This is a genomic window from Enterobacter cloacae complex sp. 677-3DZ2D5B (assembly GCF_004136695.1).
Classification (GTDB): Bacteria; Pseudomonadota; Gammaproteobacteria; order Enterobacterales; family Enterobacteriaceae; genus Enterobacter; species Enterobacter hormaechei_C.
Genome location: NZ_QFLS01000016.1, coordinates 155193 through 167929, shown reverse-complemented (window position 1 = coordinate 167929; position 12737 = coordinate 155193). Strand labels below are relative to the sequence as shown.

Here is a 12737-nt window from a genome sequence, read left to right as displayed (position 1 = left end):
TTCAACGTTTAACGCAAAAACATTCGAGCAGCTTAGAAAATATCGTTCAGCATGACGCCCACACCGACGCGGGTCTGGTTGAAGTTGTAGTCGATCAGCGATTCGCCGTAGCCGCTATACACCTGGGTATAGAGACGCACGTGTTTCGTTACCGGGTAGCTCAGGCCCAGCTCTGCACCGCCGTAGCCGGTATTCCAGTTGTACTGGCCTTTGGCGCTCAGCACCGCGTCACCCAGCTGATAGCCCACCTTAAGCTGATAGTATCCCATGTATTTGGTGATATCCGGGTTGTCATCGGTGCTGCCTACTACGTACCACGGCTTCACTTCCACCATGAAATTGCCGTTCTGCGCCATCAGACGCGTATAGATGCGGTTCCAGCTGCGTGAGGTTGGGTCGGAACGACCGTTGGAATCGTGGTTATAGCCCACCTCCACGTCTCGCAGCGTCCAGCCTGCAAACTCATAATCGGTGGCGAAACCGAGGAACAGCTGCGGTTCATAGTTGGTTTCGCGGAACGGTGATGACTCCCCGCTGTTGGAGAGTTGCCACCATGACTTCTGCGTGTAGGACGCGCCAAGTACCGAGTTCGGCCCCAGGATGCCGCGCCAGAACGGGAAGGCGAGGCTGAGCTGGAACTTCACCTCATCTTTACGCGCATTATCAGACCAGTTATAGGAGCTTATCGCCTCTTTGTTGAGATCGCTGGTCTGGGTGTAGATCACGTAGTTTGTGTCATACGGGTACAGCGTGAACGGATTGTCATGCTCCTGAAGCATATTGGCGATGATGCTGCCCTTAACGGCAGGTTTATCATGCACCTCTTTGATCGTCGCTTCCTGCGCATATGCTGTGAGGGGCAGCGCAACCGCCGCCAGTAACCAACCCAGATACGTCCGCATCGGTGGTGTTCTCCTGAAATGGTGACATTTAATGAATAGTTTTGTCCGGGCATTCTACAGACTTCTGCGATAACTTCCGCTTCCTCGTTTCTTAAAGTGGCATTCCTTTATCCTGAAGCATAAAATCAACATTTTGTTAACAACAAGGATGCCACGTCAGATGTCAGCCACACTCACCGCCGAAGAAACCTTAAAGCTCGTGGGCGAGATTTTTGTGTACCACATGCCGTTCAACCGTGCACTGGGTCTTGAGCTGGAGCGATACGAAAAAGACTTCGCTCAGCTGAGTTTCAATAATCAGCCAATGATGGTCGGTAACTGGGCGCAAAGCATTTTGCACGGCGGGGTAATTGCCTCCGCGCTGGACGTGGCGGCCGGTCTGGTGTGCGTGGGCAGCACGCTGACGCGCCACGACACCATCAACGAAGATGAGTTACGCCAGCGCCTGTCGCGCATGGGCACCATCGATTTACGCGTCGACTACCTGCGCCCAGGACGCGGAAACCGCTTCACCTGTACCAGCAGCCTGCTGCGCGCCGGGAATAAAGTTGCCGTCGCCCGCGTTGAGCTGCATAACGAGGAGCAGGTTTATATCGCCAGCGCAACCGCCACTTATATGGTGGGTTGAGACGGCAAATTCGGGTAAAATTACTTCACTTTTTTGTAACGGATTTTCCCGATGGATGCTAAACAGACGCGGCAGGGCGTTTTACTCGCCCTTGCCGCTTATTTTATTTGGGGTATAGCACCGGCGTACTTCAAACTTATCGCCTATGTCCCGGCGGACGAGATCCTCACTCACCGCGTCATCTGGTCGTTTTTCTTCATGATTGCGCTGATGAGTATCAGCCGTCAGTGGTCAGGCGTCAAAACGCTGCTGAAAACCCCGAAGAAGGTCTTCCTGCTCGCCCTCTCTGCGGTGCTGATTGGCGGAAACTGGCTGCTGTTTATCTGGGCGGTGAATAACCATCACATGCTCGAAGCCAGCCTGGGCTACTTTATTAACCCGCTGGTCAATATTTTGCTGGGGATGATTTTCCTCGGCGAGCGCTTTCGCCGGATGCAGTGGGTGGCAGTGATTCTGGCCTTCTGCGGCGTGCTGGTACAGCTGTGGACCTTCGGCTCACTGCCGGTTATCGCCCTGGGGCTGGCGTTCAGCTTTGCCTTCTACGGCCTGGTGCGTAAAAAAATCGCCGTGGAAGCGCAGACGGGAATGCTGTTTGAAACCCTGTGGCTGCTGCCTGTCGCCGCGATCTACCTGTTCGGTATTGCCGACAGCGCCACCAGCCATATGGGCAGCAACCCATGGTCGCTGAACCTGATGCTGATGGCCGCGGGCGTGGTCACGACGATACCCCTGCTGTGCTTCACCGGCGCGGCAACGCGTCTGCGCCTCTCCACGTTGGGCTTCTTCCAGTACATTGGCCCGACGCTGATGTTCCTGCTGGCGGTGGTGTTTTACGGCGAGGTGCCGGGTGCGGATAAGATGGTGACGTTCGCCTTTATCTGGGTGGCGCTGGCCATCTTTGTTGCGGATGCGATTTATACCCAGCGCAGGGTGCGCAAAGGGCTGTGATGTTGCCCTCACCCTAACCCTCTCCCACAGGGAGAGGGAATTCGATCGTAGGGCGGGTAAGCGCAGCGCCACCCGCCAGATTTTTACAGCCAGTTCCGGCGTTTAAAATAGAGATACGGCGCCAGCCCGGCGAGGATCATAAAGATAATCGCCCCCGGGTAGCCAAAGCTCCACTTCAGTTCCGGCATAAACTCGAAGTTCATCCCGTAGCTGGAGGCTACCAGCGTCGGCGGCAGGAACACCACGGACACCACCGAGAAGATCTTGATGATGCGGTTCTGCTCGATGTTGATGAAGCCCATCGCCGCCTGCATCAGGAAGTTGACCTTCTGGAACAGGGATTCGTTGTGCGGCAGCAGGGATTCGATATCGCGTAAGATCTCACGCGCCTGCTCCAGCTGACCGCCCGGCAGACGCGCCTTGCGCACCAGGAAGTTCAGCGCGCGCTGGGTATCCATCAGACACAAACGCACCTTCCAGCCGATATCTTCCAGCTCTGCCAGCGTGGACAACGCTTCGTCGTACTCATCACCCTGATGGCCTTCCATGATCACGCGGCTCAGCTTTTCCAGGTCGCTGTAGATGTTTTCGATTTCATCCGCCAGCTGTTCGATTTTGGTTTCGAACAGATCCAGCAGCAGCTCATAAGCGTTGCCGTCCATCATCGCCTGGCTGCGGGCACGCATACGGTAGAGACGAAACGCAGGCAGTTCGCGCTCGCGCAGGGTGAACAGGCGGCCATCGCGGATGGTAAACGCCACGGTGGAGTTCCCCGCGTGGTCTTCGGCATCCTCGAAAAAGAAGAAGGAGTGAATGTGCAGGCCGTCTTCGTCTTCAAAAAAACGGGCGGATGCTTCGATGTCTTCCAGTTCCGGGCGTGTCGCCAGGCTTTGCCCCAGTTCAGATTGTACGCGAAGGCGCTCATCGTCGTCCGGCTCGACCAGATCCACCCATACGGCATCAATGAGGGGCTGTGACTCTTCGGCTTCAAGCCGAGTCAGTCGGTTATTTTCGAGTTGAAATGCGCTCAACATGACCGGGACTCCCAATGCAAAAAATATCGGACAGTTCGGTGGGCACACAGAAACAAATTGGGTTTCAGACCATTAAACAGCCTGACTCAGCGCGACGGGAATGATGCAGTCGCTGACAACCACTAAGGCCATCAGCAAGAGGAGATAGCCTTAGGAGTTGTTCCTGGATGACAGGGAATTGAGCCAGTATCTACTGGGTGTGTCCAAGGCGAATGTCCTCTTAGCGTAATCGTGCGCGCATGTTACGCCAGCAATAACTGTGGCGTCAACACGCAACGGAACGCTGAAGGGCATTAATTGACCTTCAACGTATAAGGCTAGCAGATTATTACAAAATAGTGATATTTTTCTGAAAGTTACACACTTTCCAGCTTGGCATAGGCTGCCACCAGCCATTTGATCCCCTGCCCCTGGAACGCTACCTGCAAACGGCTGTGCTCGCCGCTGCCTTCCAGGTTGACGATGGTGCCTTCGCCAAACTTCGAGTGGCGCACGCGCTGGCCCAGCTTGTAACCGGTGTCGGTTTCAGAGATCGGCGAGCCCATACGCTGATGGCTGACCGGACGGCTGATGCTGGCGCGCAGGCGCACCTCTTCCACACACTCTTCCGGCAGTTCGCCGATAAAGCGCGACGGACGGTGATACACCTCTTTCCCGTACAGGCGGCGGGTTTCCGCGTAGGTCAGAGTCAGTTTCTGCATCGCACGGGTCACGCCCACGTAGGCCAGACGACGCTCCTCTTCCAGACGCCCGCCTTCATCCAGCGACATCTGGCTCGGGAACATCCCCTCTTCCATCCCGACGATGAACACCTGCGGGAACTCCAGACCTTTCGCGGAGTGCAGGGTCATCAGCTGAACCGCATCCTGCCAGGTATCGGCCTGCCCTTCACCCGCCTCCAGCGCGGCGTGAGAGAGGAATGCCTGCAACGGCATCAGGTCTTCGTCTTCTTCGTTGTAGCTGAACTGGCGCGTTGCCGTCACCAGTTCCTCTAAGTTCTCAATACGGGTCTGGCCCTTCTCGCCTTTTTCCTGCTCGTACATGGTGCGCAAGCCGGAATCTTTAATCACCCGGTCGGTCTGGACGTGCAGCGGCATGTCGGCCGTTTCCTGCGCCAGTGCGTCGATTAACTCCAGAAAGCGTTGCAATGCGCTGGCGGCGCGCCCGGCGAGGGCTTTTTCCTGTAACAGCTCGCGGCATGCCTGCCACAACGTGAGCTGACGATCGCGCGAGGCCTGACGCACCACGTCCAGCGTACGATCGCCGATGCCGCGCGTCGGTGTGTTCACCACGCGCTCAAATGCCGCATCGTCGTTACGGTTGGCAATCAGACGCAAGTACGAGAGCGCATCTTTGATCTCCTGACGTTCGAAGAAGCGCATACCTCCATAAATGCGGTACGGCATGCTCACCTGCAACAGCGCCTCTTCCAGCACGCGCGACTGGGCGTTGCTGCGATAGAGAATGGCACACTGCTCCAGCGCGCCGCCGTTCTCCTGCCAGGTTTTAATGCGGTTCACAACGAAACGGGCTTCGTCGAGCTCGTTGAAGGCGCAGTAAATCGAAATCGGTTCGCCGTCGACGCCATCGGTCCACAGCTTTTTACCCAGGCGCCCGTTGTTGTTCTCAATCAGGGCGTTGGCCGCGCTCAGAATGTTGCTGGTAGAACGGTAGTTCTGTTCCAGACGGATGGTTTGCGCGCCGGGGAAATCGTTGAGGAAGCGCTGGATGTTCTCCACCTGCGCGCCGCGCCAGCCGTAGATAGACTGGTCGTCATCGCCTACGATCATCACCTTGCCGGTATCCCCGGCCAGCAGGCGGATCCAGGCGTACTGGATGTTGTTGGTATCCTGGAATTCGTCCACCAGGATGTTGGTAAAGCGTTCACGGTAGTGTTGCAGGATATGCGGTTTGTTCAGCCACAGCTCGTGGGCGCGCAGCAGCAGCTCGGCGAAATCCACCAGACCGGCGCGATCGCACGCTTCCTGATAGGCCTTGTAGACGTTCTGCCAGGTCTGCTCGACCGGGTTACCGAAGCTCTGAATATGATGCGGACGCAGCCCTTCGTCTTTTTGACCGTTGATGTACCACATCGCCTGACGCGGCGGCCACTGCTTCTCGTCGAGATTCATCGCCTTGATCAGGCGTTTCAGCAGGCGCAGCTGATCTTCGCTGTCGAGGATCTGGAAATCCTGCGGCAGGTTAGCGTCCATATGGTGCGCGCGCAGCAGACGGTGCGCCAGGCCGTGGAAGGTGCCAACCCACATGCCGCCCTGGCTGGTGCCCATCAGCTGTGCGATACGGTGGCGCATCTCCGCCGCCGCCTTGTTGGTGAACGTCACGGCCATAATCGAGTACGGCGAGCAGTTCTCCACGCTCTGTAGCCAGGCGATACGGTGAACCAGCACGCGCGTCTTACCACTGCCCGCTCCAGCCAGTACCAGCAGGTTTGTACGCGAGGCGGCAACCGCGTCACGCTGTTTATCATTAAGGCTGTCGAGCAGGTAAGAAACGTCCATTGGCACCGTCACGTCATGGCGGGCAGGCAAATGTTTCCATTCGCCAAAACCCTGTTAATTTATACAGAACAATTGATGATTATATCAGCGTCGTGAGGGATGCCAACCGTGAAATTTCCACGTGCGGCAGAAGACGGCTATCCGGGGTAGTCATCAGATCGGCATTTTCCGGCTTGATCCAGCAGGCCTGCATGCCGCAGCGGATCGCCCCGGCGACGTCCGTGGTCAGGTCGTCGCCCACGTGCAGGATCTCACCGAGCGGCAAATCCAGTTTTTCCGCTGCCAGATGATACATATCGTTGAACGGCTTCGAGCGTCCGTGCGGGCCCGCGCGCAGCACGAACTGAAAATAGTTCCCCAGACCAAACAGTTCAGGCTGAGCGTTGCCGTTGGTGATGGCCACCAGCGGCCACTTTTCGGCGAGCTTCGCCAGCGTGTCGTGGGTCTCCTGCGGCACGTCGATGCGACTGCGCCATTTGGCGAAGTTTTCCATGGCCGCTTCGGCACCCGTGGCCGCGTCCTGCGCGCTCAGGCCGGCATTGAGCATCGCCTGCTCAACCGCACGGCGGCGCCATTCGGTCACGTCATGATAAATTTCCGGCTCGGTTTCCCGCAGGGACTGACGCAGCTTCTGGAAATCTTTGTTCTGCATTGTTTTCAGCGCAGGATGGTAGTTCTGCACAAACGCCAGCGACTCCTGCTCGGTACGCAGGATCACCGGACGATTGTCGTAAAGGGTGTCATCAAGATCAAACGTCAGGGCTGAGATCTGACCAAGTGGGCGGTAAAAACGCATTATTTCCCCCGTTTGGCGCGTGGATGCGCCGCGTCATACACCGAGGCAAGGTGTTGGAAGTCTAAGTGGGTATAGATTTGGGTGGTCGACAGATTCGCGTGACCAAGCAGCTCCTGTACGCCGCGCAGGTCGCCGCTTGATTCCAGCATGTGCGTCGCAAAAGAGTGGCGCAGCTTGTGGGGGTGAACGTGGCTGTTCAGCCCCTGCTTAATGCCCCACTCCGCAAAGCGCTTCTGCACGTTACGCGCCGAGATCCGCTTGCCGAGTTTCGACAGGAACAGCGCATCTTCGTCGGCGCCAAACAGCCCGCGCAGATCCAGCCAGTGCTCAATCCAGGAGACCGCATTGCGGCCGATCGGCAGGCGGCGCTCTTTGCTGCCCTTGCCCATTACCCACACCTCGGCGGATTCCAGATCGAGGTGCTTTAAGTCGAGGTTCACCAGCTCAGAGAGACGCAGGCCCGCGCCGTACATCACCTCCAGCATCGCGCGGTCGCGCACGGCCAGCGGATCGTTAAGATCGATATCCAGCAGGCGGTTTACGTCGTCGACGTCGATATTTTTCGGCAGATGACGCGGGGCTTTCGGCGTGGCGATCCCTTTTGCCGGGTTGGCTTTCAGACCGCCCTGACTGACCAGCCAGTCGAAGAAACTGCGCAGGGCAGAGAGCCGGAGCGCCAGGCTCGCCGGGCTGAGATTTTTTTTACGGCTACGCACGACGAACCCGCGTACCGTGGCGGCGTCACATTGTTGCCAGCTTTTCAGGCCGATTTCATCGGCAATCTGCATGATGGCATCAAGCTGACGCTGATAGTTGAGCAGCGTAATAGGGCTGAGCTGGCGTTCTACGCCCAGATAGCGCAGAAAGCGGATGACGTCAGTGGCGAGCAGTCCGTCCGTCATACGCGCTCAATCCAGCGCTCCAGCAACTCAGGCAACATCAGGGCGATCTCCTGCAACAGTTGCGTACCCTGCCCCTGTTCATAGTGATGCGCGTCGCGGCTGGTAAATAACATCACGCCCAGGTCACCATCGCGCCCCATCAGCGACATCGCCACCGAGCCGATAGCTTTGGCTTCCGGCAGCACCACCAGCAGTTCTGGCCCGTTGAGCGGCCCCAGATAATGGTGCTCATGGCCCAGACGCTGAATGCGCAGCGGCTCAAACGCCTGACGGCTCAGCGCCAGATGGGTAAACCCGGACGGCGCGCCAATGCGCCAGCGGTCAGGGAAGAGACGGATCGTCGCGCCTGCCAGCCCCAGCTCGCGCGCCCAGCGGTGGAAGCGGTTGAGGAACTCTTCGAGACTGTGTGCGGAAGCCAGACGCGCCTGAAGGTGCAGAAGACGGTAGAACAGGCTTTCGTTATTGCTGGCCTGCTCCATCAGCAGCGTCATGTTCTCTTCGAGCTGATTGATGTGGTTGCGCGAGCGCGCCATGTGCCATTCAACCAGCGACACGGTCTCGCGAACCGGATGCGGCACGCGCATCCGTTCGACGACGCGTGCATTGCGGATAAAAAACTCAGGATTGTGCAGCAGATAATCCACAACAGTGCTGTCGTCCAGCTCTGTTACAGGTTCCCGCAGTTCTTCCCCTGGTTGCTTCATAGATGGATAAACCCGTCATAAACATGTGTCGCCGGGCCAGTCATGTACAGTGGATGACCCGCTCCTTTCCAGGCGATATCAAGCCGACCGCCTGGTAATTCCACGCGAACCTCTTCTGCCAGTAACCCCTGTGAGATACCGACGGCCACCGCCGCACAGGCACCGCTTCCGCAGGCCTGGGTTTCGCCCGCGCCGCGCTCGTAAACCCGCAGGCGAATATGTTCACGCTTCACCACTTGCATGAAACCGATGTTCGCCCGCTCCGGGAAGCGCTCGTGGCTTTCCAGCACCGGGCCGAGCGTTTCAACCGCCGCGGTTTGCACATCATCCACCTGAATCACGCAGTGCGGGTTACCCATTGAGACGACGCCGCACAATACTGTCTGCTCGGCGGCACGCATGATATAGGTCTTTTCCGCTTTGTTGGCGCGAAACGGCACGGCAGAGGGTTCGAAGTTCGGCTCTCCCATGTTCACGCGCACCAGTTCGTCGTCGGTGACGCTGAGCACCATCCGGCCATTGGCGGTGCTGACGCGGATATCGCGCTTGTTGGTCAGCCCTTTCAGCCGAACAAAGCGGGCAAAACAGCGCGCGCCGTTGCCGCACTGGGAAACTTCGCTGCCGTCGGCGTTAAAAATGCGATAGTGAAAGTCCAGGTCAGGATCGTAAGGCGGCTCCACCACCAGCAGCTGGTCAAACCCCACGCCCACGTGTCGATCCGCCAGACGACGGATCAGTTCCGGGGAGAAAAAGACATTCTGCGTTACCGCGTCGACGACCATAAAGTCGTTGCCAAGGCCATGCATTTTAGAGAACTGCATCATTTGCTCCATTGCGCGGGTACAGAACGTAATTGTCAGAGATTGACCTGAGTCGGGCCGCCGTTATTGCCGCGATCGTTGGTATCCGGCGTAGATGACTCGATACCACTTTGCACCGGTTTTGTCGGCGGTGGTGCGTTTTTATCCTCTGGCGGGAAGTACAGTGGTCCCTTCAGTCCACAGCCGGTCAGGCTAAACAGAGTGACAAGAACGACAAGCGTTCGGAAGACGTTTTTCATGTAGAGGTTGCCCGTAAGTTCAAATCTGTTTCTATCATCGCAGGAGAAGACACAAAAGCAAGAGTTTGCCGCTTTCCTGCAACGGGAATTATTTAGCGTTATACTGCCGCCATCACGAAAAACAGGAATAAAACCATGAACGACAGTGAATTTCATCGCCTTGCCGATACCCTGTGGATGACCATCGAAGAGCGTATCGACGACTGGGACGGCGACAGCGATATCGATTGTGAAATCAACGGCGGGATCCTGACCTTAAGCTTCGAAAACGGCAGCAAGATTATTATTAACCGTCAGGAGCCGCTTCACCAGGTGTGGCTGGCGGCGAAACAGGGCGGCTATCACTTTGATCTGAAAGGTGACGAGTGGGTCTGCGACCGCAGCGGCGAAACGTTCTGGGATCTGCTGGAGCAGGCAGCGACCGCGCAGGCGGGTGAGGACGTGAGTTTCAGGTAGTTTTGTTGCCCGGTGGCGGCTACGCCTTACCGGGCCTACAGCGGCTCGAACCGTAGGCCGGGTAAGCGATAGCGCCACCCGGCGAAAAGCCTCAGGAAAAATACTGCTGCAACAGCGGCGCAGTTTCCTGGTTAGCGGGCGCCGCAGTGGTAATCGCCTGCGTACGGAACGGGATCACCTGCGCTCGCCCATCCACATTCACAATCTGGTAGAACTGCGGCAGGTTGAAGTTGATAAAACTTGAGCCGTAGGTAAAGCGATCGTGCGAAGACGAATAGAAGCGGCTGACGTCGCGCACCAGCTCCTCTTTGCTGCCTTCACAGTGGTGATACACCTCGGCACGGTTGGTTTCATCCAGAATGTAGATGTTAAACCCGGCATTATCGCCCGACTCTTCGAAGAAGAACTGAATAATCCCTTCACTCGCAAAGCCATCTACCACCTGCGGCAGCTTAACGTGATTGGTTTCCACCTGAACCGACAGGCCATGCAGTTTGTTGTGTGAAATCGCGCCGTAGAATTCAATGGCGTTCTCCAGCTTCTGCACCGACACGTTCAGGCGCTCAAAGAACAGGCCCCAGGTCTGGCCGGAGACGCGCAGCGCTTTAAAGCGCCCGGTTTCCTGACGGGTGCTGGAGAGACGCAGTTCGATGCACTCAGACACCAGCTGCTGCACGCGGGTACGAATCAGGCCGCGCAGGTGCTGGCTGTAGCAGAACACCTCCACGCTGTCCGGGGGTGCGGCGTCCTGGTGCATCTTGCCGAGGATCGTTTTCAGCGCCTCGATCATCGCCTGCTCGCCGTTAAAGTGTAAGGTACGCACTTCGTTCCACGAGTTGCGGTACAGTAGATCCACGCTACCCACCAGGCAGTTTTGCTGCTCGCCGAAGCTAAAGACGTCCAGCTTGCGGAAGTCAAAGTGAACGACCTGATTGCGGAAGGCCGCCGTCGGGTCGTATTCCAGGTTGACGATGATCGCCAGATGGCGGATCTCACACGGGCTGTAGAGCGCCTTTGGCGTCGGAGCAGGCAGACGCAGTGGGAAGTGGTGCGAGACATCCGCCACCATCTCCTGCAACTTGGCTAAATCGACCACCTCGTTACCCTTGATAAACAACCGGGTGCGTGAGGTGAGAAGGCCGTTAAACCAGGCCCAGGCCACCAGCTTGTTCAGATAGCGGTTATATTCCAGCGGCTGATGGCTGATGATCGAATCCATGCTTGGCGCACGGTTGTACAGATACCACCCGGTGCGGTTTGCGCGGCCCGGCGGCACGTAGATAAAGGTCAGATTCGGCTCAGACAGGTCAGGCGAAATCTGTGGGTTAACCAGCGTAACCTTGCCCGGCAACGCTTCAAACGCGGCGTACAGTTTACGGGTCAGCACCCCGATATCCTGTGGGCTGGCAGAAACGCTAAGGTTGTTACGGCGGGCAAAGCGGATCAGGTTGCGGTAGCTCTGCATCATCGCATCAAGCAGTTCGTTGTGCGCCTCGCGCACCTGATCGATCTTCCAGTTGGCGCGGTTGTCCAGCATGGCGAGACGCGCTTCGTCCCATCCCCACTCTTTGACTAACTGGCTGACGACTTCACGACGCCAGCCCACGCAGGCGCGTTCGCGGCTCAGTTTTTCACAAACTTTGAGATAGAAACATCGACGCACCAGGTCAAGACGCGTGGCGTCCTCAATGGCTGTCAGGTATTCGGTGACGCGTTCCAGCATCATGCAGTAGGCATCAAGCCCGTAGGAGACGATCTCCCCGTCGTGCAGACGCTGTTTAATATCTTTCGCCAGCAGGCGCGGCGTGGGGTATTCCCAGGAGTAAGCTTCCAGCAGCAGGGTTTTCAGCACCGCTTTGTATGGTGAATCAATGCTCTTATAAAGCTGCCAGAGGCTTGCGCCAAAGTACTCTTCGGCGGACAGGGAGCTCAGGCCGCCCAGATCCAGCCACTCGTTTGGCGTCAGAACGCCCTGCGAGTAAAGCGACATGACGTAGTCGTCATAATTCTCTTCTTCATCGCACGGCACCATATTCCACAGAATACGTTTCCCGGCCAGGCGAACGGCAGTACGGTAAAACTCATCCAGCAACAGGATGTGCTGAGTCGAGCCGCAGTCTTCACCACCCAGACTGCCGCTTTCGTTATGGCGGAAACGGTTTTCATCAATCAGGAAGAAGCTCACTTCCACGCCGAGCGACGCCGCCCAGCTCTCCAGCAGGCTGCATTTACGCTGCAACAGCTGGCGCTCTTCATTGTCGAGCCAGGACTGATGGCAGACCCAGATATCCAGGTCAGAAGAGCAGCTTTGCCCAACCGATGATGTGCTGCCCATGGAGTAAACCCCGGTAATCGGCAGCTCGCCTTTTGGCGAATCCTGCGGCGGCATACCACGGTAGAGTTCAAGTTCAGTCAGGTAATGCTGTTGGGTTTCATCAGGCGTGAAGAGGCAAATGCCCTGGGGAACGTTACCATCGAGGTAACCCGGCATTAGCGGATGGTGATAGTGCAACAATGTCGGCAGAAGACTGTATACCTGCTGGAAAGCAGGGCCCATGGCAGCAAGCGCGCGATCCACGCGCAATTGATTGATGGCATCCAGTCTCTGTTTCAGAGTCTCAATATAGAGGTACAAGACGTATCGCCTGATGTTTCCGGGTGTCGCATGCCAGTCAGAACAGAAAAAGCAGCGGACCCGCAGTATTTCAAAAAATAACCGTTACCCTTTTTTCGCCTTTTGCTTTTCTGGTGGTACAGACGAAAAAATGGTCTAAAACGTGATCAATTT

The 12737-nt window shown here is 57.1% G+C and carries 13 protein-coding genes; 3 read left to right on the top strand and 10 right to left on the bottom strand.

Features of this window, described 5'->3' with window-relative positions; genetic code table 11:
* Window positions 1–32: 32 nt before the first annotated feature.
* A complete protein-coding gene (gene pldA / locus DD597_RS20900) occupies window positions 33–902 on the bottom strand; it encodes a phospholipase A (RefSeq protein WP_003860803.1) in 870 nt (289 codons plus the stop codon).
* Between the two features lie 160 nt (window positions 903–1062).
* Here pldA and yigI point away from each other — a divergent pair, with 160 nt between their 5' ends.
* Window positions 1063–1530, top strand: coding sequence for an acyl-CoA thioesterase YigI (yigI, locus tag DD597_RS20895; RefSeq protein ID WP_006812366.1), 468 nt, complete (start codon window positions 1063–1065; stop codon window positions 1528–1530).
* Between the two features lie 51 nt (window positions 1531–1581).
* Window positions 1582–2478, top strand: a complete 897-nt coding sequence (gene rarD, locus DD597_RS20890) for an EamA family transporter RarD (protein ID WP_017694744.1) — start codon at window positions 1582–1584, stop codon at window positions 2476–2478.
* 83 nt (window positions 2479–2561) lie between these two features.
* Here the strand turns inward: rarD and corA are convergent, their stop codons facing one another.
* From corA to DD597_RS20850, 8 genes are all read right to left on the bottom strand, one after another.
* Window positions 2562–3512 (bottom strand): magnesium/cobalt transporter CorA, encoded by a 951-nt coding sequence (gene corA / locus DD597_RS20885; protein WP_032608220.1) that lies wholly within the window; start codon window positions 3510–3512, stop codon window positions 2562–2564.
* 150 nt (window positions 3513–3662) lie between these two features.
* Complete coding sequence (gene ysgD, locus DD597_RS25065) at window positions 3663–3719, bottom strand: YsgD/CorL family protein (RefSeq protein WP_212743980.1); 57 nt, start codon at window positions 3717–3719, stop codon at window positions 3663–3665.
* 149 nt (window positions 3720–3868) lie between these two features.
* A complete protein-coding gene (gene uvrD, locus DD597_RS20875; protein ID WP_017383586.1) occupies window positions 3869–6031 on the bottom strand; it encodes a DNA helicase II in 2163 nt (720 codons plus the stop codon).
* A gap of 79 nt (window positions 6032–6110) precedes the next feature.
* Window positions 6111–6827 carry a 5-amino-6-(5-phospho-D-ribitylamino)uracil phosphatase YigB gene (gene yigB / locus DD597_RS20870; RefSeq protein ID WP_003860811.1) on the bottom strand — a complete coding sequence of 239 codons (717 nt, stop codon included), beginning with the start codon at window positions 6825–6827 and terminating at the stop codon, window positions 6111–6113.
* Window positions 6827–7729, bottom strand: coding sequence for a tyrosine recombinase XerC (gene xerC, locus DD597_RS20865; protein ID WP_063855613.1), 903 nt, complete (start codon window positions 7727–7729; stop codon window positions 6827–6829). The genes yigB and xerC overlap by 1 nt, the downstream gene beginning before the upstream one ends.
* Window positions 7726–8433: a DUF484 domain-containing protein gene (locus tag DD597_RS20860; RefSeq protein ID WP_003860814.1), complete on the bottom strand. Its 708-nt coding sequence runs from the start codon at window positions 8431–8433 to the stop codon at window positions 7726–7728. The genes xerC and DD597_RS20860 overlap by 4 nt, the downstream gene beginning before the upstream one ends.
* Window positions 8430–9254 carry a diaminopimelate epimerase gene (gene dapF, locus DD597_RS20855; RefSeq protein WP_022646661.1) on the bottom strand — a complete coding sequence of 275 codons (825 nt, stop codon included), beginning with the start codon at window positions 9252–9254 and terminating at the stop codon, window positions 8430–8432. The genes DD597_RS20860 and dapF overlap by 4 nt, the downstream gene beginning before the upstream one ends.
* Window positions 9255–9289: 35 nt before the next feature.
* Entirely contained in the window at window positions 9290–9493 is a 204-nt protein-coding gene (locus DD597_RS20850; protein ID WP_003860815.1) for a lipoprotein, read from the bottom strand.
* Between the two features lie 135 nt (window positions 9494–9628).
* Between DD597_RS20850 and cyaY the strand changes: the two genes are divergently transcribed.
* Window positions 9629–9949 (top strand): iron donor protein CyaY, encoded by a 321-nt coding sequence (cyaY, locus tag DD597_RS20845; protein ID WP_003860816.1) that lies wholly within the window; start codon window positions 9629–9631, stop codon window positions 9947–9949.
* A gap of 91 nt (window positions 9950–10040) precedes the next feature.
* On the opposite strand, the gene cyaA is transcribed toward cyaY, so the two are convergent.
* Window positions 10041–12584 (bottom strand): class I adenylate cyclase, encoded by a 2544-nt coding sequence (gene cyaA / locus DD597_RS20840; RefSeq protein WP_023315185.1) that lies wholly within the window; start codon window positions 12582–12584, stop codon window positions 10041–10043.
* Window positions 12585–12737 lie beyond the last annotated feature (153 nt).